The organism is Luteibacter sp. 329MFSha (assembly GCF_900111665.1).
Lineage (GTDB): Bacteria > Pseudomonadota > Gammaproteobacteria > Xanthomonadales > Rhodanobacteraceae > Luteibacter.
Window position 1 is genome coordinate 172,693 of record NZ_FOJE01000003.1, and the last position, 23,481, is coordinate 196,173.

Consider the following 23,481-nt stretch of genomic DNA (forward strand, 5'->3'; position numbering starts at 1 on the left):
GTTCTTGGCTCCTGCGCTTTGGCCGCTCCTTCGGGAGCGGTCCTTTTTTAAGACACGACTCCCGTCCTGCTCCGCATGGCAGGACACGCCCGCGACGCGCCATCGCGCGGGCGACCCCGGATTGCCGCCCGCTCCCACGGGCGGACCTTTTTCGTCCGATCGCAGCTTCACTACCACCCTGCCGAATTCGCGTATGTTAGGGTCCCGACAGAACAGCAGGGGAACGGGCCGGTGATCAGCGTGGCACTCGTCGAGGACGACATCGCCCTGCGCGATCGCGTCCTGCTGCCCAGCCTGCGGCGCGCCGGCTTCGACGTGCGACCCATGGCGCTGGCGGCGGAACTGCGCGAACACCTCTCGCACGAGGCCGTCGACATCGCGGTGCTGGACGTGGGACTGCCCGACGGCGATGGCTTCTCGCTCTCGAAGCATTGTCGCGAGGCCCGGCCGGACATGGGCATCGTGATGCTCACCGGTCGCCGCGACACCGACGACGTGGTGCGCGGCCTGAACGACGCCGACGCCTACCTGACCAAACCGGTGTCGGTCGACGTGCTGGTCGCGACGCTCGGCAGCGTCGCCCGGCGGCTCGGCCGCCTCGTCGCGCCGCCGCCCGCCGAACCCTGGCGACTCGTGGGCAGCCAGTGGGCCCTGCGTTCTCCCGCCGGCGTACGCATCGGCCTCACCGCGACGGAGCGCACGTTCCTCACGGTGCTGTTCGATCGCGTGGACGAGACCGTTCCGCGCGACGATCTGGTGCAGGCCATGACGGACAACGTGCACGATTACGACCCGCACCGCCTCGACTCGCTCCTGCATCGCCTGCGCCGGAAGATCGCCGCCGCGACCGACGAACGCTTCCCGCTGAATCCCGTGCACGGCAACGGCTACATGCTGGTCGCGACGGATACCTGATCGTCCGGCTCGTCCGCGTGCGGAAGGATCATGGCGATCGTCGTGCCCTGCCCCGGCACGCTCGTGATCCGCAGGTCGCCGCCCACGCGACGTAGCATGCCGTAGACCGTCGACAGACCGAGCCCCGTCCCCTGTCCGCGGCCCTTCGTGGTGAAGAACGGCTCCGTGACGCGTTCGATGACGGACGGCTCGATGCCCGTGCCGGTGTCGCTGCACTGGATGGTCACGCACGCGCCCCCGGTCACCGTCACGCTGAAGCATCCGCCACGGGGCATCGCGTCACGCGCGTTCGAGGCGATGTCGAGGAAGGCGAGATCGAGCTCGTTGCGATCCACGCGTACGAAGAGCGGCTGCGACGGTGGCGCGACCTGCAGTCGCACGCCCGGCGGCAGCAGCTGGCGGAGCATCGTCGTCAGGCTGGCGCATACCGCCGCGAGGTCGACCACCTCGACGGCACCCGTGTCGCGACGACTGAAGCCGAGCAGGCGTCCCGTCACGGCGGCGCCGCGATCGGCGGCCTCTTCGATGCCTTCGAGCGCATCCTGCAGCCGTTCCACGTCGTCGCCCTGCGAGGCACGCCCGGTCATGACACGGAACCGCTCGCGCGCGTAGCCCTGGATGACGCCGAGCACGTTGTTGAAGTCGTGGGCGACACCACTCGCCAGCTGCCCGACCGCTTCGAGCTTGCGCGTGTGCAGCAGCGCCGCCTGGCTGCGCTCGCGTGCCGCGACCTCCTGCCGGAGCGCGCGTCCGCGCGCCTCCGACTCGGACAGCGCCGAGCGCAGGCTGTAGTTGAGCTGGTTGAGGAACAGCGTGATCGCCACGTACGACGCGCCGACGGACGGAAACTCGTTGTAGCTGCGCCAGAAGTTGGCCGACCAGTCGCCCGAGGCGATGGCGTCGCGGGTCATGGCGAGCAGCAGGCTGCCGCAGATGACGCCGAAGGTCGTCCACAGCGCGCGCTTGCCGAGCAACAGCGTCGCCAGCACCAGCACTTCCATGGCCGTCTCGTCGGTGGGCATCACCGCGTATCCGAACGTGGCGTACGCGAGCAGCATCGAACACCACATCGTGGCGAGGATGGTGATCGACGCCCCGCGGAAATTACCCCGGCGAACGAGGGCGAACGCCACCCATGCCGCGACGGTGATACCGGCGTCGGTGAGGTTGTCGACGAGGATCGCGTAGTTGCCGTAGTCCGGCGCGCCACCGAGCGCGCTGTCGACGAACCAGCGCCGGTAGATCTTGTTGAACGGAACGAACAGGCCTTCGTAGGCCAGCACGAGTTGCAGGAAGACGGCGCTCTTGCGCTCGATCGGATCCGCGATGGGCACGCTGGCGAGCCAGCCTTTCAACGACTTCCACATGCGTGACGCGAGACCTCCCCCAAGGCGCGCATCCGCTGCGTGAGTTTTCGTGAGTCCCCGTGAGTCCCCATGCGTGACAGCGTCCGCCGCCGCCGACTACGTTTCATCCACACGCGGCCGGGGTCGTCCCTCGCGCCGAGTCTAACGCAGGAAAGCCGTCTTCGACGCTTCCACGGGCAGCCCCGCGCTGCCGCGCCACCGGGGAAAATCCATGACTTCAGCAAGGCCAGGTCGGCTCCGTGCCGCTTTGGTGTTCGCGCTCGCCGGTATGGCGGGCACGCAGACCCTCCATGCGCAGGACGCGGCCGCCACGTATTTCGCCGCCAACGGCGATCCGGATGCCACCGATCCCGCGCTCGCGTACGGCCAGTACGCCGTCGCGGCCGGATCGCTCGCCTTCGCGTTCGGCACCGGCAGCGCCGCCTACGGGAGTCTCTCGGGCGCCATCGGCGAATTCTCGCTCGCCAACGGATACGCCGCGCAGGCCAATGGCGACGACAGCATCGCCAGCGGCCACGACGCCATCGCGGACGGCCTCGGAAGCACCGCGATCGGCGGACGGGCGCAGCGGATCGACGCGGCGACGAGCGTGCCGCTCGTGGACGAGAACGGAAACGCCATCGTCGACAGCACGTACGCGGGCGACCTCGCGGTGGCGGTGGGCGCCGGCAGCCGCGCGGAAGGCGTGTCGTCGACCGCCATCGGCACCAGTTCGAGCGCGACCGGCGTGCGCGCCACCGCCGTGGGCTACGGCGCGACGTCCGCCGCGAACGGCGTCTCCGTCGGCGATTACGCGAAGGCGACGGGCCTGCGCAGCGTCGCGATCGGCGGGTCGCTGGACGACTACCTGATCGCCAGCACGCCGAACGGCGATCAGATCATCTACATCTCGATCCCCACGACCGCGAGCGGCACCGACGCCGTCGCGCTCGGCGGCGCCGCGAGCGCCCTCGCCGACCGTGCCGTCGCGATCGGTGCCTTCGCACGGTCGACGGACCTGGGCGCCGTCGCCATCGGCCCCGGCGCGTCGGCGGGCGCGGCGAGCGCGCTCGCCCTCGGCGACAACGCGCAGGCCGGCGGCGCCGATTCGGTCGCCATCGGCCATGGCGCCAGCACGGTCGACGCGACGAACAGCGTGGCCCTCGGTGCCGGCTCATTCACGTATGAGTCCAACGTGGTGACCGTCGGCTACGACGGCAGCGACGGCGGCGCACCGATCCAGCGGCGCATCACCAACGTCGCGGACGGCACGCAGGCGAGCGACGCCGCCACGGTGGGGCAGCTGCAGGCGCTGGATGCGTCCGTCGCGCCGCTGCGCGACTACTTCGGCGCGAACGGCGACGCCTTCGACCAGGTGCAGGTGCTGGGTGCGTACGCCACCGGCGCGGGTTCCGGCGCGCTCGCCCTCGGTGAAGGTGCCGCCGCGTTCGGCAGCCTCGCCGCGGCGATCGGCGATCGCAGCGGCGCCGTCGGCTACGGCGCCGCGGCGTACGCCCCCGACAGTCTCGCGCTGGGGGCGTCGGCGCAGGCCATCGCCGAGGGCAGCGTGGCGATCGGCGCCGGATCGGTCGCCGACCGCGACGGCACGGTCTCCGTCGGCGCCGAGGGGGCGGACCGGCAGATCGCGCATGTGGCCGCGGGCGTCTTCGAGAACGACGCGGTCAACAAGGGCCAGCTCGACGCGCTGCTCGGCATGGGCAACGGTGGCGGCGCGGGCGGCGGTTACCTGATCCGCGGCACGGTGTACGACAGCGTGGGCGCCGCGTTCGGTGCCGTCGACGCGGCCTTCGGCGAGGTGTTTGGCCGTCTGGACGTCCTCGAGGCTGATCCTTCCGGTCCGTCGCAACCGGGCGCGCCGCTGGGCCGGGGCGAGGGACTCGCCATCGGCCAGGGCTCGGTGGCGACCGACGGCCGCGATACCGCGGTCGGCACGGGCGCCACGATCGGCGCCGACGGCAGCACGGCGCTCGGCAGCAACGCGACGATCACCGCGGCGGCCACCAACGCCGTGGCGGTGGGTGCGGACACGCAGGTCACGGCCGCCGGCGGCGTCGCCGTCGGGCAAGGTGCCAGCGCCACCGCGCAGAACGCCGTCGCGCTCGGCCAGGGCGCGCGCGCCGACGAAGCGAACACGGTGTCGGTCGGCTCGGCGGGTAACGAGCGCCGCGTGACCAACGTGGCGGCCGGCACGCGGCCGACCGACGCGGCGAACACCGCGCAGGTCGACCAGGCGATCGTGACGGCCCAGCAGTACGCGGACCGCGGCGACCAGGCCACGCTGTCGAAAGCCAACGCCTATGCGGATGCGAAGCTCAGCGGCATGGTCTCGTCCGAACGCTTCGACGCGTTCCGCGCGGACACCGACCGCCGCTTCCACGCGGTCGACCAGCGCCTCGACGGCGTCGGCGCGATGGGCTCCGCGATGGCCGGCATGGCCGGCGCGATCGCCGCCGCGGCGGGCACCGATCACCGCGTGAGCGCGGCGGTCGGCGGCTACCACGGCGAAGGCGCCGTGGCCGTGGGCTTCGCGCAGCGCATTCCGGGCAACGGTGCCGTGCTGCTCGGCGGCGCCCTCTCGCGCGGCGGCGAATCCACCGGCAGCGTCGGCGTCAGCTTCAGCTGGTGAACCCCTCCTCCTCGACACGCGGACCCAACCCATGACACTTCCCGCCGTCCTCCCACGTCGCGCGCTCGTCGCGGCGTGCATCCTCCTCGCCGCCCCCGCCTTCGCGGGCACCGCGGCCACCGCGCCCCTGCGTCCCGGCTCCCTCACGGACCGTTTCATCGTCACCTATAAGTCGCCCGTGCCTGCCGGTGCAGCGGCGAACACGGTCGATGCCGCCGTCGCGAAGACGGTGGCCGGGAACGCGCGTGTCGCGGCGCCGGTGCCGCGTTTCGTCCGCCGCCTCGCCGCGGGTGGCGAACTCGTGAAGCTCTCGCGCAAGCTTGGTGCCGCCGACGCGGCGACGCTGATGCGCCAGATCGCCGCCGATCCGAACGTGCTGTCCGTGCGTCCGGACGTCCGGCGCCACGCGACCGGCGGCACGCCCGTGCGTCGGGCTGCCGTGGCAGCCCCGAACGATCCCAGCTACGCCGCGTACCAGTGGGATTACTTCGATCCGACGGGCGGCGTGCGCGCGCCCGAGGCATGGCAGGTATCGACGGGTCTTGGCGTCGTGGTGGCCGTGCTCGATACCGGCATCGTCGCCCATCCCGACATCGACCTGTCGCTGGCTGGCGACGGCTACGACTTCATCAGCGACGCCTTCGTGTCGGGCCGCGCGTCCGACGGCCGCGCGCCGGGCGGATGGGACACCGGCGACTGGACGTCGACCGAGCCCTATACCAGCGAGTGCGGCACGTCGGAAGACTCGAGCTGGCACGGCACGCATGTCGCCGGCACCATCGCCGAGAGCACCGACAACGGCGTCGGCCTCGCCGGCCTGGCGCACGACGCCACCGTGTTGCCGGTCCGCGTGCTCGGCCACTGCGGTGGCTACGATTCGGACATCGCCGATGCGGTCGTCTGGGCGGCGGGCGGCCATGTCGACGGTGTGCCCGACAACACGCACCCCGCGCAGGTCATCAACATGAGCCTCGGCGGCTACGGCGCTTGCTCGGACAGTCCGCTGGGCGATGCCATCGCTATCGCCCTCGCGCGCGGCGTGTCGGTCGTGGTGGCCGCGGGCAACGACACCGACGATGCGCAGAACTACGCGCCGGCCTCGTGTCCGGGCGTGATCACGGTCGGTGCCACCGGCATCACCGGCAAGGCGTCGTACTACTCCAACTTCGGCAAGGTGGTCACCGTCGCCGCGCCCGGCGGCGGTGTGTTCCAGGACGACGATCCGGCCTCGGGCCAGCTCGTCGACCAGGGCTTCGTCTGGTCGCTGAGCAACTTCGGCGCGACGACACCGACGACGCCCGCCTATGGCGGCCTGGCGGGTACCTCGCAGGCGACCCCGCATGTCGCGGCGGCGGTCGCGATGGTGCAGTCGGGCCTCGTCGCGAGTGGACTCGATCCGCTCACGCCCGCGTCGCTGAAGAAACTCGTCGCGGCGTCGGCACGACCCTTCCCCGTCACGCAGCCGCATCCTTTGGGTACCGGCATCCTCGACATCGATGCCGCGCTGCGTCTCGCCGGCGCGGGACAGGCGCCCGATCCGTCGACGACGCCACTTGTGAACGGCAGGACCGCCAGCGGCATCGCCGCGACGGCGGGCAGCGCGCCCGTGTTCCGCCTGACGATCCCGTACGGCTCGACCAACGCCAGCCTGCGCACGCTCGGCGGAAGCGGCACGGTGCGTCTCTACGTGAAGCGCGGCGCCGTGCCCGCGGCGGATGGCAGCGACGCCGATATCGTGGCGTCGCGCGCCGGCACCGCCCAGGTGGCCGTGCTCCCGGCCGACGCCGCCGGGATCTACTACGCGCGCCTCGTCGGCGCGCCTTCCTTCACCAACGTCTCGCTGCTCGGCGCGTTCGTCGCCGCGAAGCCCTGACCTCGATCACGGGAAGTCCTCATGGCTCGCCACACGCTTGCTCCCCTCGTTCTCGGGCTATGCCTTGCCGCGTCGTCGCTCGCGGCAGCGGCGGCGACGACGGACACGAAGATCAACACCAGCACGCTCGATCCCGCACGACCGGTCGACCGTTTCATCGTCACCTACCGCGACGGCAGCGTCGAACGCCGAGGGGGCGCCGACGCGACCCGATCGGCACGCGCGGCGGCGGCGCGATTCACGGCGCAAGGCGCGGGGAGCACGCTCTCCGCCGATTGGCTGCGCAAGGCCGGCGCCAGCAGCGACGTGTTGCGCACCTCGCGCACGCTCGGCGTCGCCGACGCGACGGCCTTCATGCAGCAACTCGCGACCGATCCCGCGGTGGCGCACGTGGAGCCCGACGCGATCCTGCACGCCGTGCGGGACACGCGCGCGCAGGGCGTACCCACCGATCCATCGTACGCGGCGCGCCAGTGGCATTACGCGGATGCACCCGGTGGCGTGAGCCTCCCGGACGCACTCGACTTCGCCGACGGCAGCGGCGTCGTGGTCGCGGTGATCGACACGGGCATCACCGCGCATCCCGACCTGGACACGTCGCTCGCCGATGCCGGATACGACTTCATCACCGACGCGCTGTTGTCGGGACGTGCGCAGAACGGTCGCGTCCCCGGCGGCTGGGATCCCGGCGACTGGACGAACGAGCCGATCTACAACTTCGCCTGCGGCGAAGACGCGCCGAGCAGCTGGCACGGCACGCACGTGGCCGGCACCGTCGCGGAGCTCACGGACAACGGCGTCGGCCTGGCCGGCATGGCCGGTCGCAGCCGCGTGCTGCCCATCCGCGTGCTCGGCCATTGCGGGGGCTCGACGTCCGACATCGCGGATGCCGTCGTCTGGGCGTCCGGCGGTCACGTCGACGGCGTGCCCGATAACGCGCATCCCGCGAGCGTCATCAACATGAGCCTGGGCGGCGGTGGCGTCTGCGGCCCGTCCGACGTGCTCGGCACGGCGATCGCCGATGCGCTGACGCGCGGAACGACCGTGGTGGTGGCCGCCGGCAACAGCGGCGCGGACGCTTCGAAGTTCAGTCCGGCGAGCTGCCCCGGTGCGATCGTCGTCGGTGCCACCGGCATCACGGGCAAGCGCGCGTTCTACAGCAACTACGGCGGCACGGTATCGATGGCGGCGCCCGGTGGCGGCATCTACGTCAACGACGATCCGGCGACCGACACCGAGGCATCGCCCGAGGGTTTCGTCTGGCAGGCGATCAACGGGGGAACGACCGTACCGGGCGACGCCATCTATGGCGGTTACGCGGGCACGTCGCAGGCGACGCCGCACGTCGCCGGCGCGCTCGCGCTGATGCTTTCGGCATCGCGCCAGATGGGTCGCGCCGACCCCGCACCGGGCACGCTGCGCAGCATGCTGCTCGCGACGGTGAAGCCGTTCCCCGCGACGCCGGATCGCGCGGTCGGCGCCGGCATCCTCGACGCCGGCGCCGCCGTGCAGGCGGCCGTGATCGGTGGCGTGCCGCTGCGCAGCGGCGGACTGCTCGCCGCGCAGGACGGCGTGTCGGGCGCCGGCGGCGTGTACTACATCGACGTGCCGGCCAATGCGCGCGCGCTCACCATCCGGACCTCGGGCGGCAGCGGCGAAGCCGACATCGCCGTCGCACGCTCGGCCGCACCCGCCGCGGACGGCACGGGCAGCCAATGGCGCGCCAGTCGCGCCGGCACCACCGATGCGGTCGTCATCGCCGCGCCGGCGGCGGGACGCTACTTCATCCGGCTGACCTCGCCGTCGGCGTACCGCGGCGTGAGCGTCCTCGCCGCGTACACCGGCTCGTGAACGCCGGACACGAGGACGCACGGATGCATGTGATCGAAGTGGTACTGGGATCGACCGCGAAGGAACTGAGCGAGGTCCGCTGCGATGGCACCGGCCTCCATTGGTTCGACGACCACGACGAGGCGCTCGCGTTCGCCGAGCGCTACGCGGCGACGCTCGAAGCCGACAGTGGCGTACGGAGCTTCATCAGCGTCTGCGCCGCCGACGGCGTGTGGATATCGCTGGCGGCGCTACGCGCGCGTGAGCGACTACGCGCCACGTAGCGTCGGCTCGATCCGGCGCGGAAATCATGCGGCGGCTTCGTCGCCGGGGCGTAGCCACGGCGATGCGACGAACAGGGCGATGCCAGCCAGGATGATGGCCATGCCGGCCCACACCTGCGGCGCGAAGTGCTCATCGAACACGATCCACGAGGTGACGATGCCCGATACCGGAACCAGCAGCGACAGCGGTGCGACCGAGGCGGCGGGATAGGTCTTCATCAGGTTGTTCCACACCAGGTATCCGAACACCGTCGTGACGTACGCCTGGAAGGCGATCGAACCCGCCGCGCGCCAGGTCAGCCCATCCGTCAGTGCGACGAAGGGCTGAACGCCGCCATGGACCCATGCCAGCACGAAAAGGGCCGGCGCCGAGAACACGCTCGACCAGACGACGAAGGCGAGCATGTCCTCGGGGCGATGCATCTTCACGATGACGTTGCAGGCACTCCAGCTGACCGCCGCCAGCATCACCAGCGCGACACCCACGAGCGTCGACGACGATGGCGCGTGACCGATCACCAGCGCCATCCCGCAAAGCGCGAGCACCATGCCCCATACCTGCGGCATGCGGACGCGCTCCCGCAGGAGGAGCGCGCTCAGCAACACGGTGAAGAAGGCGCTGGATTGCAGCAACAGCGACGACAGGCCGGGCGACATGCCCCGCGACATCGCGAGATTGACGACCCACCACAGGCCCACGCCGAAGAGGACGCCGTACCCCGCCAGGGCGGCGAGCGGGACCTGTCGCGGACGCCGGACGAACAGCACGAGCGGAAACGCCGTGAACGTGAATCGCAGCGCGGTGAGGAGGAATGGATCGAGGTCGCGCAGTCCGGCTTCGATGACGGAGAAGTTGCTTCCCCAGATCACCGTGACGAGGACGCCGAGTGCGAGGTGGCCCGGCTTCACGTCGATTGTTCGCAAACGCAGGAACGGTCACGCATGGAGAATCTCCGCTGAGGTCGGAGCGGACCCTAGCGGGACGCGATGCCGGCGGCTATGGAAGAAATCGTAAAAGCGCTCCGGGAATGCCGGAGCGTGTCCTGTGTCGCGTTTCGCGAGGAGCCGTCGCGGCCGGGTCCGCTCCCACAGTGCGGCCCGGCTGGGCCGCTCCAGCGAAGGCTTCCCGCATGGAGCCGCCGCGGGTGCGGCGCGTTACTCCGCGTCGTCCTCGAAGCGCAGGTGCTTCACGCTGCGGCCGTGGCGGCGAACCAGCTTCAGGGCTTCCACGCCGACCTTGATGTGGCGTTCGACGAAGTTCGCGGTGACCGAGGCATCGCTGGATTCGGTCTTCACGCCTTCGGGAATCATCGGCTGGTCGGAGACGAGCAGCAGCGCGCCGCACGGAATGTGGTTGGCGAAGCCGGCGGCGAAGATCGTCGCGGTCTCCATGTCGATCGCCATGCTGCGCGTGCGGCGCAGGTAGTCCTTGAAGCCATCGTCGTGTTCCCAGACGCGGCGGTTCGTCGTGTAGACGGTGCCGGTCCAGTAGTCGTGGCCGAGGTCGCGGATCATCGTCGAGACCGCGCGCTGGAGCTGGAAGGCCGGCAGTGCGGGCACCTCGGGGAGGAGATAGTCGTTGGACGTGCCCTCGCCGCGGATGGCGGCGATCGGCAGCACGAGGTCGCCGATGGCGTTCTTGCGCTTCAGGCCGCCGCACTTGCCCAGGAACAGCACGGCCTGCGGCTCGATGACGCTCAGCAGGTCCATGATCGTGGCGGCATTGGGACTGCCCATGCCGAAGTTGATCAGGGTGATGCCGTCGGCGGTGGCGTTCGGCATCGGCCGGTCCCGGCCCCTGACCTCCACGCCGTGCTCCTGGGCGAAGCGGTCGACGTAATGGCCGAAGTTGGTCAGCAGGATGTGCCGGCCGAAGTCCTCCAGCGGCGTGCCCGTGTAGCGGGGCAGCCAGTTGGAGACGATCTCGTTCTTGGTTTTCATGTCGAATCCGGTTGCGCGTGCGCCGGCGGCTTTCGCCCTTCAGGTGCCGACGGCGCGGTTACCGGCGACGCCACGCCGGCGGAGTGCCAAATTCATTCGTGCAAGTGTAGCATCCGCCCAGCGGGGGCGAGCTGGAACGCGCAGGGCGGGCCGGGCACCCCGGGGTCCTTGCGACCTTCGACGGGGGGTGACCGATGCGAATCGGTGTGGCGATCGATGCGGCCTGCGACGTGCCGCATGAATTCATCGAGAAGCATGGCATCGCGGTCATGCCGATCACGGTCAAGGTGGACCAGCAGCGCTTCAAGGACGACCGCGATCCGGCGGAGATCCAGCGCTTCCGCGACCAGAAGCTCGGCAGCCGGAGTCATTCCGCGGAGACCGAGGCCAGTTCGGTCGAGGACGTGCAGAACCTGTTCCTGGGCCGCATGGTCAAGGAATACGACTGCGTCATCTGCCTGACGATCATGGCCACGCGTAGCCCCATCCACGACAACGTGATCAAGGCGAGCTTCGCCATCCTGAAAAACTATCGCCCGGTGCGCGAGGCCGCCGGCATCGGCGGGCCGTTCCTGATGCGCGTCGTCGACACGCGGAACATCTTCGCCGGTGCCGCGTCGGCCGTCGTGGAAACGGTGCGCATGATCCAGGAGGGCCGCTCGCCGGCGGAGGTCCGCGAGCGTGCCGCGCACATCGCCGACTGCTCCTACGGGTACATGCTGCCGCGCGACCTGAATTACCTGCGCTCGCGCGCCCGCAGCAAGGGCGACCGCAGCGTGAGCTTCCTCAGTTCCATGCTCGGCACCGCGCTCGACATCAAGCCCATCCTGCGCGGCCATCGCGGCGAGACCGGCCCGGTGGGCAAGGTCCGCGGCTTCGAGCACGGCGCGCAGGTGCTGTTCGACTACGTGACCAAGCGCGTGCAGGCCGGCCTGCTCGTGCCGTCGCTCTCGCTCAGCTACGGCGGCGATCTCGACGAGATGCGCAACCTGCCCGGCTACACCTCCATGGTGCGGACGTGCGGCGAATCCGGCGTCGAGATCCTCGAAAGCCCGATGGGTATCACGGGCATGGTCAACGTCGGGGAAGGCGCGATGACGATCGGCTTCGCATCCGAAGACCACGTGGCCGACTTCTAGGCCATGCACGGCGCGCGCGTCCTGCTGGCGTTCGCGGCGCTCACCGCCATCGGCCCGGTGGCGGCGCAGACGGTCTACAAGTGCCAGGCCGGCGGCCAGACGATCTACCAGCAGGCGCCGTGCACGAAGGGGCAGCATCAGCAGACGATCGAGCTGCAACCACCGGCGCCGTCCGGTGCGGTCGCACCGATGCCTGCGGCGCCCGTTCGTTCCGTGGCCGACGACGACGCGGCGCCGCCGCCGGTGCCCGCGGCGCCGCCGCCGATTCTTTACGGGTGCATCCGCGCCACCGATGGCAAGGCGTACACCTCGGCGAACGGACAGCCCGAGCCGTACCTCGCTCCATTGGGCGTGCTCGGCGCGATCAGCCAGCCGCTCGCCGACACCTACGGAAGCCGCGATGCCGCCATCGCGTCGGCCCCGGAACTCAATCGCGGCAAGGGGAACGCAGCCGCGGTCGCGACGAGCAACTACGTCTGGGTGCGGGACCAGTGCAGACAGCTGAGTCCTGCGGAAGCGTGCCGCGCACTGCGCGACGACGCCGATTCGAATCAGCGGGCCATCCGCAACGCCTTCAAGAGCGAGCGTGGACCGCTCGAGGCGAAGGATGCGGCGCTGCGCGGCCAGCTGGCCGGTTGCGGCTAGTTCAGTTCGCCGACATCGCCGCGACCGCGAGCCCCGACACCACGCCCAGAGACGGATCGCCTTCGACCATCGGGATGCCCTCGAACGCCTCGCGCACCGCCGCCTTCACGATCGGCGATCGCGAGGTACCGCCGGTGAGGAAGACGCTGTCCGGCACGCTCGGCCATTCCTGGCGAACCTCGTCGAACAACCGCTGCATGCGCTCGACGAAAGGCTCGACCGCTTCATGCATGTCGGCGCGCGCGATGACCACGCCGAGACCTTCCTCGAGGAAACCGAGGTCGGCATGCGTGTCGTCGGCGGAACTCAACGCGATCTTTCCGCGCTCGGCCGTCTGGTTGAGGCGCGTGGTCGCGCCCGGCTGCTGCAGCGCGCGCAGGCGCGACTGCCAGGGCTCGTCCACGAAACGGTAATCCTGGCGGCGGAACTCGCGCTGCTTCGGAAGGTTGTGCACGCTCGCGGCCTCGACGAAATGATGCACCGGCACGCGCGTGACGTTGTTGCCCAGCTGCGGCATGAAGCTGTGCATGCTGAGGTTGATGTCCAGGTCGGTACCGCCCTTGGCCAGGCCCCACGTGCGCACGATGCGCGGCAGGGCGTCGCCGCCCAGCTCGGCGAACGCGACGTCGGTGGTACCGCCGCCGATGTCCACGATCAGCGCGGTCTGCCGCGTCGACAGGCGCTTGTGGTAATGCATCGCCGCGGCGGCGGGCTCTTCGAGGAAGGTCACGCCGTCGAATCCCGCGACGGCCGCGGCCTCGCGGATGATGTCCACCGCCTGCTCCGACCCTTTCTCGCCCATCGAACTGCGGAAGTGCACCGGGCGTCCGATCACCGCCGTGCGCACCGGCTCGCCGAGCTGGCGACTGGCGGCGAGGCGGATGTGCTCGAGGATGTGCGTGGCGATGTGCACGATGACCTTGCGCACCTGCGGATCGAGACGGTAGCCGAGCATCGACTTGGGCGATTCGATGAGGTTGCCGTCGCCGTATTCCAGGTATGCCTCGACGGCCTCCTCGCCGAACAGCGCGTGCTGGAAGCTCTCGACGGTCGCGGTGGGCGATTCCGCGGCGCGGCGTTCCATCCACTGGCGGCGCACGGTGCGCAGCGCGTCGCGGCGAAGGTCGGCGTCGGAACGTTCGACGAAGGCGCGTCCCTGCTGCTGCGCCTCGGTCGCGAACTGCCGCTGCTGGGCACGCGCCGAGCGGATCTGTCCTTCGACCTGCGCTTCGAGTTCGGGCGTCAACTGGAAGTCGTTCGGGTCGGGCACCACCTCGGGGAAGAACACCGCGGTGCGGAACTGCTTCGCCTCGCCGAAGTGGATGTGCGTCAGCGTCTCGCCGACGAAGGTCGCGGCGGCCGAGTAACTGGTGCCGAAATCGATGCCGATGGTCATGGGGTTCTCGGGGGTCGTGACGGGCGGGCGGCAGGCGCGGTGGCGCGCCGCGGGCTCCGGGGGACCGCGAAGTCTAACCCGTCAGAAGCCGTACCGCAGGAACCCGCCGTCCACGGCGACCACCTCGCCCGTCACATAGCTCGAGGCGGGCAGGCACAGGAAGGCCACCGCGCCGGCGACCTCCTCGGGCTCGCCGATCCGGCCCATGGGCGTACGGGCGAGCACTTCCTCGAGGTACTCGGCATCGGCGAGCGCCGGCTCGCTGCGCTGGGTGCGGATGTACCAGGGCGCGACGGCGTTCACGCGGATGCCATCCTCGGCCCATTCGCAGGCGAGATTGCGCGTCATCTGGTGCAGTGCCGCCTTCGTCATGCCGTAAGGCGACCCGGTGCGCACGTGCGTGATGCCGGAGACCGAGCCGACGTTCACGATCGCTGCGTTCGCGTGCTGGACGAGGTGCGGATACGCGGCGCGACTCATCTCGAAGGCGGAGAACACGTTGAGCTCGAACAGGTCGCGGTACTCGTCCCCGTCATAGTCGAGCGTCGCCTTCGGCGTGTTGCCGCCGACGTTGTTGACGAGGATCGACAGGTTCATGCCGAGGTCGGCGACCCAGTCGAACACCGCGAGCCGGTCCTCGTGGTCGGACAGGTCGGCCGCCATGCCGAGCACCTCGACATCGGGGCACTCGTCGGCGATCTCGTCGCGAACCTCCTGCAGCACGAGCTCGTCGCGGGCCACCAGCAGCACGTCGGCGCCGAGCGCGGCGAGTTCTCGCGCGCAGGCGAAGCCGATGCCCTTGCTGGCTCCGGTGACGAGCGCCGTGCGGCCGTCGAGGCGCCAGCTGGCGAGGCGTGGATGCATGTCGGTTCTCCGGGTGTGACGACAAGGCGTAGCTTGCCACGACACTTCGGGTGGGAGCGCACCTGGGCGCGACAGTTTTTCGCGAAGAGCAACAGGCCCTGATGCTTTGTCGCAAAAACCCATCGCGCCCAGGTGCGCTCCAACGGGGTCTTCGTGGCTTGGTATGCTCGGGCGATGGACACGACCACGCCCCTGCTCTCCATCGATCGCGCCACGGTACTGCGCGACGGCCGCGCGCTGCTCGATACGCTCTCGCTCGACATCGCGCCGGGCCAGCACACCGCGATCCTCGGCCCGAACGGGTCGGGCAAGTCGACGCTCGTGAAACTCCTCGAACGCCGGGTCTACCCCGTCGTGCATGACGACCGCTCGCCCGTCGTGCGTGTCTTCGGGCGCGACCGCTGGAACGTCGCGGAGCTTCGCTCACTGCTCGGCGTGGTGTCGTCGGACCTGCGCCGCGAGTTCGAAGCGAGCAACGAGACGGCCGGGAACGCCGTGCTTTCCGGGTTCTTCGCATCGATGACGCTCGGCCTCGATCACCATGTCGACGACGCCATGCGCACGCGTGCGCGCGAGGCGCTCGAACGTGTCGGCGCCGCGCATCTGGCCCAGCGCGACGTGTCGACCTTGTCGACCGGCGAGGCGCGCCGCGTGCTGATCGCGCGTGCGCTCGTGCACCGCCCCAGGGCGCTGTTGCTCGACGAGCCCTGCGCGGGACTCGATCCCGGCACGCGCCGCCGCTTCCTCGACCTGCTCGGGGAACTGGCGCGCGAGGGAACGACGTTGCTGCTCGTCACGCATCACGTCGAGGAGATCGTTCCCGCCATCGAACACGTGGTGATGCTCCGGGACGGCAAGCTTCTCCGCCAGGGCCCGAAACACGAGCTGCTCGCCGACGAACACCTTTCCGGCCTGTTCGACTGGCGCATGGAAGTGGAGCGCTCCGGCGACTTCTACGGCGCGCGGTTGCGCTGAGGCGAAGCCGGCGCGAGACTCGGATCACTCCGGAGGAACACGCGATGATCCGATACGCCCCGCTGCTGGCCCTTCCGCTCGCCTGCGCCGCGTGCTCGAAGCCGCCGCAACCGCACGAGCCGCCGGCGCCGCAGGCCCGCGTCGAAACGCCGTGGGATTCGCTCGAAGCCCAGAAGAAGAAGGCGCAGGACGTCCAGAAGACCGTCGACGCGCAGGCGAAAGCGCAGGCCGCCGCAGCCGACGCGCAGGCGCAGTAGGGTCAATTGAACGAAAGCATTTTCTTCCGGGAGGTGGGAGGCGGGAGATGGGAGGCGCGGGCGTGGCCGTCGACGTACGCCCGAGGGGACGGCAAGCTCGACGCTACGACACGGCAACCACGGCGCTGCCGGCACCCTGTGGCAACCGCCGGGAACGCGCCCCCAACTCCCATCTCCCGCCCCTGCCCTGCTCTTAGCGCGGCGAGCAGAAGCAGTAGGCGTAGACGTGCGGCTTGCCTGCCTCGGCCGTGCGGAACAGCGCCCATTCCGGCGCGAGTTTCGGCAGGTCGGCGACCCACGACGGCAGGCGCAGGCCCCAGGACATCGCGACGCGCGCCTCTGGGCTGTCGCCGATGTTCGTCAGGAAGCGCTCGAAGGCGCCCATCGGCTTTTCGGCGTAACGGACGCTGTAATCCTTGCCGAGTCCCGCCTGCTCCGCCGCGTCGCGGATCGCGTCGTCGAGGCTGCCCATGCGGTCGACCAGTCCACGATCGAGCGCCTGCTGCCCGGTCCACACGCGACCCTGCGCGACGGCGTCGATCGCCGCGAAATCCTTGCCGCGCGCCTTGGCGACGTTACCGACGAAGTCGCGGTAACCCTTGTCGATGATGCTCTGGATCAGCACGCCGACGTTGGGATCGAGCGGGCGTGTGATGTCGAACGCGCCGGCCAGCGGGCCGGTGCCGACACCGTCGCTCTTCACGCCGATCTTCGCCAGCGTGTCCGGCACGGTGAAGAACATGCCGAAGATGCCGATCGATCCCGTGATGGTGTTGGGCTCGGCGTAGATGCGATTGGCGTTCATCGAGATCCAGTAGCCGCCGCTCGCGGCCACGTCGCCCATCGAGACGACGACCGGAATGCCCGCCTCGCGCGTGCGCTCCACTTCGCGACGGATCTGCTCGGCCGCGTAGACCTCGCCGCCCGGCGAATTCACGCGCAGCACGAGCGCGCGCGTGCGGCGATCGTTGCGCACCGTGCGGATGAGCGCCGCCGTCGAGTCGCCGCCGATGGTGCCCTGCGACTGCTTGCCGCCCGTGATCTCGCCCTCGGCGACCACCACGGCGACGCCGTTGCCGGTCTGCAGCAGATCGATGTTCGAAAGGCCACGGTCGGCGAGGTAGGCGGAGAGATCGACCTGGCGGAAGCCCTGGTCCTTCTTGCCCGCGGGGACGCCTTCCTTGCGCAGCATCTGCACGAACTGCTGCTCGGTGGCGATGCCGTCGACCAGTTTTTCTTCCTGCGCCAGCTCCGCGAGGCTGCCCTTCGCGTCGCGCACGCGCGCGGCGAGACCGTCGATGTCGGCGCGCAGCTGAGCGGCGTCGATCCGGCGCAGCTTCGAGACCTCGTCGATCCACGTCGTCCACAGGCCGCCGAGCCAGAACGCGTCGGCTTCCTTCGACTCGGGCGACGCGTGGTCGAGGATGAAGGGTTCGGCCGCGCTCTTGAACTGGCCGACGCGGAACAGGTGCACCTGCACGCCGAGGCGGTCGAGCATGTCCTTGTAGAACAGGCGGTAGTTGGCGAGCCCCGTGGCGAGGATGCCGCCCTGCGGGTCGATGTAGATCTTGTCCGCGTGCGCGGCCAGGTAGTACTGGCCCTGCTCCATGCTCGCGCCCCAGACGAGCACCGGCTTGCCGGCCTTGCGGAAGCGGTCGAGCGCCGCGCCGACCTCGCGCAGCGCGGCGAACCCGCCCGCCTGCAGCTTGTCCGGGTTGAGCACGATGCGGCTGATGCGGTCGTCCTTCGCCGCGCTGTCGATGGCGCGGACGAGGTCGCGCACCTGCACCTGCTTCACGCCGTCGCCGGAAAGCCGGCCGGCGGCACGCGAGAACGCGTCGGCGCTGTACTGCTCCACCAGCGCGCCTTCGGGCGCCAGTACGAGCACGGTGCGCTCGTCGACGGCGTTGCCACGGCCTCCAAGGAACAACAGCAGGAGGAAAACACCGAGGATGCCGAAGAAGATCACGTTGATGATGACCAGCCGCGTGATGTTGATGCCCCGGCCCAGGCCACGCATGAAGCGTCCGAAGCCGTTGCGCCGCCGGGGTGGCGGCACGGGCTGGGGACGACCCGGCAGGGGCGGCGGCACGGCGTCGTAACGGTCCGTCATCTAAGCGGTTTCCTCGAAGGTTGTGCGCAGCGTAACGCGTAACACCGTGCGTATCACGTGTGGAAAGGCACGGGCTCCGCCGTCTCGGGATCGCTGCGCCAGCGCCCGCGGACGCTGCTCCGCCAGAACCTTGCGAACAGCAGGATGGCGGCCATGCTGAGGCCGGCGATGAGCCCCATCCACATGCCCCGCGCACCCAGGTCGTGGACGAACGCGAGGTACCAGCCGATCGGCATGCCGACGCCCCAATAGGCGAACAGGGTGATGCCCATGGGCACCCGCGTGTCTTTCAGCCCGCGAAGGGCCCCGTTCGACGCCACCTGGATGCCGTCGGAGAACTGGAAGAAGCCCGCGAGGATCAGCAGCTGGGATGCCGTGGCGATCACCGCGGCGTCGCTGGTGTACAGCCGGGCGATGGCCGCCGGGAACAGCAGCATGACGCCCGACGACACACACTGCGTGACCAGGACCAGCGCGATGCCGGACAGGCCGGCGTAGCGGACGCCCGCCACGTCGCGACGGCCGGCCGCGTTGCCGACGCGGACCGTGATGGCCATCGACAGGCCCAGTGGAATCATGAAGGCGACCGACGCCACGTTGAGCGCCACGTGGTGGCTCGCCGTGACGGTCTCGCCGAGCCGGCCGATCAGCAACGCGACGGCTACGAACAGCCCCGCCTCCATCAGGAGCGTCACGGCCATCGGCAGACCGATGTGCAGGAGCTGGCCGATCTGCCGGCGATCGGGCGCGGCCATGCGCGAACGCAGGTTGAGGTCGCGGTAATTGCGGTGCTTCAGGACGTACGTGGCGAAGCCGATCATCTCCAGCCAGAGCACGAGCGCCGTGGCGATGCCGCTGCCGCGCGCGCCCATCACCGGAAAGCCCAGCTTGCCGTACATCAGCACGTAGCCCAGCGGCGCCAGCACCAGCAATCCGCCGAAGCTGAAGTACATCGAGGGTCGTGGCATCGACAGACCGTCCGAGAGGCCGCGCAGCGCGAAATACGTCGTCAGCGCCGGGGCCGCGAACGCGATCGCGTGGAGGAAGGCGGTCACGTCGGCGCGCATCGATTCGACGACGCCGAACAGGGCCATCAGCGGCGAAGCGTGCCAGACACCGATGCCGAGCAGGATGCCCAGGCCCCAGGCGATGTAGAGGGCCTGGTGGAACACCGGCCCGACCTCGCCACGGCGACCCGCGCCGTCCAGCTGCGCGACCGTGGGCGGCACCGCCATCATCGTGCCGATGCCGGTCACGATGGCGAGCACCCAGATGTTCGCGCCCGTGACCACGGCGGCCTGCGTGTGCGCACCCTGGTGGCCGGCGAGCACGGCGTCGACCACGTTGGTGCCGATGGCGGAGAGCTGGGCGACGATCATCGGCAGGGCCAGCCGTACGGTGGCGCCGATCTCACGCCGCGCGCGGGCGCGGTCGAGGGACATGGGAAGGATGACCAATGGGGCCCGCCATTGTAGCGGCTGCCGTGCCATCATCCGAACCCGACAGGGGTCAATCGGGGACAACCAGGGGATGAACGAGCTCACGCCTTCGCCGGCTCTGCTCTGCGCGAACTGCGGCACGGCCCTGCAGGGCGAGTTCTGCCACGCATGCGGGCAGTCGATCCACAGCGTGATCCGGCCTGTCTCGCACATGCTGGAAGACGCCGGGGACCTGTTCCTGCACATGGACGAACGCATCGTCCATACGCTGCCGCCGCTGTACACGAAACCCGGGTTCCTCACCCTGGAGTACTTCTCGGGGCGGCGCATCCGCTATGTCGCGCCGTTCCGCCTGATGTTCGTGTTCTGCCTGCTCGCGTTCTTCTTCGTGCACCTCGCCTTCAGCGACGTCCGTTTCGGGGACGACGACGACGAGGCCGCCCCGCCGGACAGCGTCGGCGCGATCCATGCCGCGAAAACACCGGAGGACGTGCGCCGCCTTTACGACGCGCAGATCGGCGAGCTGGACGCCACGATCGCCAATCCCGAGGTACCGGCGGCCACGAAGAAAGCCCTCGAGTTCGGGCAGGGCCTGGTCCGCGATGCCGCCAACCGTCGCCTGGCGGAACTCAAGGCGGATCCGATTCCGGCCCCCGCGGCGGGCGCCGCACCGGCGGCGCGCGACGACGATCTCAAATGGACCCACGAACCGACCGTCGTCGACATCGCCTGGCTCCCCGACGTGGTGACCCGGCGGATCGCCGTGGGCATCGGTCATTTCAAGGCCAACATCGCCCGGCTGGAAGAGGGCGGCGAGGCGAAGGCCGAAGCCCTGAAGCGCATGGGCGAGGGGTTCTTCTCGGTGCTGCCGCAGACCATGCTGGTGATGATCCCGGTCTTCGCGCTGATCCTGAAGCTCTTCTACGCCTTCCGGCGCCGGCTCTACATGGAGCACATCATCGTGGCGCTGCACAGCCACGCGTTCCTGTTCCTCTCGCTGCTCCTCCTGATGGTGCTCGGCTTCGCCAAGGACGCGATCCGGCCGCATGCATGGCCCGCGGCCAGCCTCATCGGGCTGGTCCAGGGGATCATGTGGGTGTGGATGCCGGTGTACCTCCTGATCATGCAGAAACGGGTCTACCGTCAGGCATGGCCTATGACCATCCTTAAGTATTGGTTGATAGGCAGCGTCTATTTCTGGCTGCTCCTCTTCGCGCTGACCGTGGCCTTCTTTATCGGTGCGTCGCACTAGGATTTATTCCTACCGGCCGGACGGTTGTGCACAGGGCCGGCGCACCCTTCGCGTTTGTCAAGATCGGATGGACGTTTGATGAACGTCGGGCGGCACCTAAAGTCCAACCAATTGATTTATAAGTACATTTCAGCTTGGTTAAAATGTACCCAAGCTGACCCGAACGGCCCAACCATGCGGTCTGGAAGGGTCCCATCCGAGGCTCATCCACAGAGTTATCCACAGAGGTTGTGGATAACACGGAAAGCGTCCCGGGGGCGGGCACTTAGCTTTCATTCCTCTTTCGGGGGATGCCATTGAGAGGCAAACCCATGTGCCGCTGGTCAATCATTGACCAGCGAAATCGGCATATGCCATTAAACTAGGCCTCGCATGCTCACCCTCCGCGTCGCCCTTCCCGTACCCCTCCCCACGCTCTTCGACTACCTGCCCCCGGCGGTAGGCGAAGCGCGCGCGGGGTCGCGCGTGCGGGTTCCGTTCGGCAAGGGGGAGATGGTCGGCGTCGTGGTCGATCCAGCGGCCGAGACGGCGGTCGGATCGAAGCGCCTGAAACAGGCCATCGAGGTCCTGGACCCCTATCCGCTGCTGGACGCCGAGCTGCTCGCCACGCTCGCCTGGGCCGCCGACTACTGGGCGGGTGCCCCGGGCGAGGCGGTGGCCAACGCGTTGCCCCTCGCGCTGCGCGAGCCGCGTGCGCTGCCGCCCACGGGCATCGAGGTGTGGGCACTCACGGAACAGGGGCGCGATGCCCTGGCGGCGGGCAGCCGGAAGGGCGGCTCGGCCGCCTTGTTGGCCGCGCTCCAGGACGGGCCACGCGCCGCCGACGATCTCGGCGTCGCCCTGCCCGACTGGCGCGCAGCGGCCCGCCGACTGCTGGAAGCCGGTCTCGTCGAAAAACGGGAGGTCGAGGACGCGCCGCCGCCCGGCGGTGCCGCCCCGGGCCCGGCGCTGAGCGACGAGCAGACGGCGGCCGTGGCGGCCATCGGCGAGGCCTTCGACGGCTTCCAGCCCTGGCTACTGGATGGCGTGACGGGCAGCGGCAAGACCGAGGTTTACCTCGCGCTGATCGAGCGGGCCCTGGCAGAGGGCAGGCAAACCCTGCTGCTGGTGCCCGAGATCGGCCTCGCACCGCAGACCGTGCGTCGCCTGCGCGACCGTCTGGGCGTCGCGGTCGAGGTGCTGCATTCCAATCTCGCCGAGGGCGAGCGCGCCCGCGCGTGGCTGCGCGCGCGCAACGGCAGCGCCCGCGTCGTGCTCGGCACGCGCTCGGCGGTGTTCACTCCCTTGCCCCACGCGGGTCTCATCATCGTCGACGAGGAACACGACCCCTCCTACAAGCAACAGGAAGGCTTCCGTTATCACGCCCGCGATCTCGCGGTGGTCCGGGCCCGGTCGCTCGGCGTGCCCGTCGTGCTCGGCTCCGCGACGCCGTCGCTCGAGACGCTGGGCAACGTCGAGGCGGGCCGCTACCGGCGCGTGGTGCTGAAGGCGCGCCCCGGTGCGTCGCAGCCCACGCGCGTGCAGATCGTGGACATGCGCGCCCAACGCCTCGACCATGGCCTCTCGCCCACGCTGGTGCACGCCGTGGCCGCGTGCATCGAACGGGGCGAGCAGGCGCTGGTCTTCCGCAACCGGCGCGGCTACGCGCCGGTGCTGCTCTGCCACGACTGCGGATGGCACGCCGACTGCCCGCGCTGCGAACGTCCCATGACGCTGCACGCCGGCCGCCGGCGGCTGGTCTGCCACCACTGCGACAACACGATGCACGTGCCGGCGGCCTGCCCGGCCTGCGGCTCGGCCAACCTGAGTCCGCAGGGACAGGGCACCGAGCGGCTCGAAGAGGCCCTGACGGAACGTTTCCCCGGTGTCGCCGTCGTCCGCATCGACCGCGAGACGACACGGCGCCGCGACGCCTTCGGCGAGATCCTCGACGGCCTGCGCGAGGACAAGCCGGCGATCCTGGTCGGGACCCAGATGCTCGCCAAGGGCCACGACCTGCCCAACCTGACCCTCGTGGCCATCGTCGGCGTGGATGAGGGCCTGCACAGCGTCGACTTCCGCGCCGGCGAACGCCTGGCCCAGCTCGTCGTCCAGGTCGCGGGACGCGCGGGGCGCTCGGCCAAGCCCGGCAGCGTGCTGTTGCAGACGCATCACCCCGACCACCCGATGCTGCACGCCCTGCTCCGTGGCGGTTATCCCGCGGTGGCCGCCGGCCTGCTCGAAGAGCGCCGGCTGCTCGAGCTGCCGCCGTACGCCCATCAGGTGCTGCTGCGCGCCGACGCGTTGGGCCGGGCGGAGGTGGACGCGTTCCTGGGCGAAGCCCACGTCGCCATCGGCGCCCCGGGACCGCTGCGGATCGCCGGACCCATGCCCGCGCCCATGCCCATGCGCGCGGGTCGGCATCGCGGCCAGCTGCTCGTGGAGGCCGGCACGCGCGCGCAGCTCCACGGCTTCCTGCGGACGTGGCAGCAGGCGTTGGCCAGCCTGCCCTCGGCACGGAAGGTCCGCTGGTCGCTCGACGTGGATCCGATCGATCTCTACTGAGCGGCGCGGTTGATTCCCGGG

General features: G+C 69.9%; 18 protein-coding genes. 11 read left to right on the plus strand and 7 right to left on the minus strand.

From position 1 onward, the window contains the following. The first annotated feature begins 240 nt into the window (after positions 1-240). The gene (locus BMW54_RS14795) at positions 241-915 is read left to right on the plus strand and encodes a response regulator transcription factor (RefSeq protein WP_175472882.1); all 675 of its coding nucleotides are present in this window, start codon (positions 241-243) and stop codon (positions 913-915) included. Here BMW54_RS14795 and BMW54_RS14800 read toward each other — a convergent pair. Then, the gene (locus BMW54_RS14800) at positions 888-2,282 is read right to left on the minus strand and encodes a sensor histidine kinase (protein ID WP_090057456.1); all 1,395 of its coding nucleotides are present in this window, start codon (positions 2,280-2,282) and stop codon (positions 888-890) included. The two genes, BMW54_RS14795 and BMW54_RS14800, sit on opposite strands and share 28 nt — an antisense overlap. Before the next feature lie 211 nt (positions 2,283-2,493). Here BMW54_RS14800 and BMW54_RS14805 point away from each other — a divergent pair, with 211 nt between their 5' ends. The 4 genes from BMW54_RS14805 to BMW54_RS14820 are packed head-to-tail and all read left to right on the plus strand — an operon-like array spanning position 2,494 to position 8,895. Beyond that, the gene (locus tag BMW54_RS14805) at positions 2,494-4,908 is read left to right on the plus strand and encodes a YadA-like family protein (protein WP_090057459.1); all 2,415 of its coding nucleotides are present in this window, start codon (positions 2,494-2,496) and stop codon (positions 4,906-4,908) included. A 31-nt stretch (positions 4,909-4,939) separates the two neighbouring features. Further along, on the plus strand, positions 4,940-6,781 hold the full coding sequence (locus tag BMW54_RS14810) for a S8 family serine peptidase (RefSeq protein WP_090057460.1): 1,842 nt from the start codon (positions 4,940-4,942) through the stop codon (positions 6,779-6,781). Positions 6,782-6,802: 21 nt separating this feature from the next. After that, positions 6,803-8,632: a S8 family serine peptidase gene (locus tag BMW54_RS14815; protein WP_090057463.1), complete on the plus strand. Its 1,830-nt coding sequence runs from the start codon at positions 6,803-6,805 to the stop codon at positions 8,630-8,632. A gap of 23 nt (positions 8,633-8,655) precedes the next feature. Further along, entirely contained in the window at positions 8,656-8,895 is a 240-nt protein-coding gene (locus BMW54_RS14820) for a hypothetical protein (RefSeq protein WP_090057466.1), read from the plus strand. 24 nt (positions 8,896-8,919) lie between these two features. On the opposite strand, the gene BMW54_RS14825 is transcribed toward BMW54_RS14820, so the two are convergent. Both BMW54_RS14825 and BMW54_RS14830 read right to left on the minus strand, forming a co-directional pair. Next, positions 8,920-9,804: a DMT family transporter gene (locus tag BMW54_RS14825; protein ID WP_090057467.1), complete on the minus strand. Its 885-nt coding sequence runs from the start codon at positions 9,802-9,804 to the stop codon at positions 8,920-8,922. A gap of 246 nt (positions 9,805-10,050) precedes the next feature. Next, positions 10,051-10,836 carry an AMP nucleosidase gene (locus BMW54_RS14830; protein ID WP_090057469.1) on the minus strand — a complete coding sequence of 262 codons (786 nt, stop codon included), beginning with the start codon at positions 10,834-10,836 and terminating at the stop codon, positions 10,051-10,053. A 194-nt stretch (positions 10,837-11,030) separates the two neighbouring features. On the opposite strand from BMW54_RS14830, the gene BMW54_RS14835 reads away from it, so the two are divergent. Together BMW54_RS14835 and BMW54_RS14840 are read left to right on the plus strand one after the other, a co-directional pair. Continuing rightward, on the plus strand, positions 11,031-11,975 hold the full coding sequence (locus BMW54_RS14835) for a DegV family protein (RefSeq protein WP_175472883.1): 945 nt from the start codon (positions 11,031-11,033) through the stop codon (positions 11,973-11,975). Between the two features lie 3 nt (positions 11,976-11,978). After that, positions 11,979-12,620 (plus strand): DUF4124 domain-containing protein, encoded by a 642-nt coding sequence (locus BMW54_RS14840; RefSeq protein ID WP_090057470.1) that lies wholly within the window; start codon positions 11,979-11,981, stop codon positions 12,618-12,620. Position 12,621: 1 nt separating this feature from the next. Here the strand turns inward: BMW54_RS14840 and BMW54_RS14845 are convergent, their stop codons facing one another. Next, positions 12,622-14,016, minus strand: coding sequence for an Hsp70 family protein (locus tag BMW54_RS14845; protein ID WP_090057472.1), 1,395 nt, complete (start codon positions 14,014-14,016; stop codon positions 12,622-12,624). Positions 14,017-14,097: 81 nt separating this feature from the next. Further along, entirely contained in the window at positions 14,098-14,880 is a 783-nt protein-coding gene (locus tag BMW54_RS14850; RefSeq protein WP_090057473.1) for an SDR family oxidoreductase, read from the minus strand. Between the two features lie 174 nt (positions 14,881-15,054). Between BMW54_RS14850 and BMW54_RS14855 the strand changes: the two genes are divergently transcribed. Together BMW54_RS14855 and BMW54_RS14860 are read left to right on the plus strand one after the other, a co-directional pair. Further along, positions 15,055-15,855 (plus strand): ABC transporter ATP-binding protein, encoded by an 801-nt coding sequence (locus BMW54_RS14855; protein ID WP_175472884.1) that lies wholly within the window; start codon positions 15,055-15,057, stop codon positions 15,853-15,855. A 44-nt stretch (positions 15,856-15,899) separates the two neighbouring features. Beyond that, positions 15,900-16,112, plus strand: coding sequence for a hypothetical protein (locus BMW54_RS14860; protein ID WP_175472885.1), 213 nt, complete (start codon positions 15,900-15,902; stop codon positions 16,110-16,112). 193 nt (positions 16,113-16,305) lie between these two features. Here BMW54_RS14860 and sppA read toward each other — a convergent pair whose 3' ends face one another. Both sppA and BMW54_RS14870 read right to left on the minus strand, forming a co-directional pair. After that, positions 16,306-18,225 (minus strand): signal peptide peptidase SppA, encoded by a 1,920-nt coding sequence (gene sppA / locus BMW54_RS14865; RefSeq protein ID WP_090057475.1) that lies wholly within the window; start codon positions 18,223-18,225, stop codon positions 16,306-16,308. Positions 18,226-18,278: 53 nt separating this feature from the next. Further along, the gene (locus tag BMW54_RS14870; RefSeq protein WP_090057851.1) at positions 18,279-19,667 is read right to left on the minus strand and encodes an MATE family efflux transporter; all 1,389 of its coding nucleotides are present in this window, start codon (positions 19,665-19,667) and stop codon (positions 18,279-18,281) included. Between the two features lie 88 nt (positions 19,668-19,755). Between BMW54_RS14870 and BMW54_RS14875 the strand changes: the two genes are divergently transcribed. Together BMW54_RS14875 and BMW54_RS14880 are read left to right on the plus strand one after the other, a co-directional pair. After that, the gene (locus tag BMW54_RS14875) at positions 19,756-20,916 is read left to right on the plus strand and encodes a DUF3667 domain-containing protein (RefSeq protein ID WP_090057477.1); all 1,161 of its coding nucleotides are present in this window, start codon (positions 19,756-19,758) and stop codon (positions 20,914-20,916) included. 372 nt (positions 20,917-21,288) lie between these two features. Continuing rightward, positions 21,289-23,460, plus strand: a complete 2,172-nt coding sequence (locus BMW54_RS14880; protein WP_090057478.1) for a primosomal protein N' — start codon at positions 21,289-21,291, stop codon at positions 23,458-23,460. Positions 23,461-23,481: the final 21 nt, after the last annotated feature.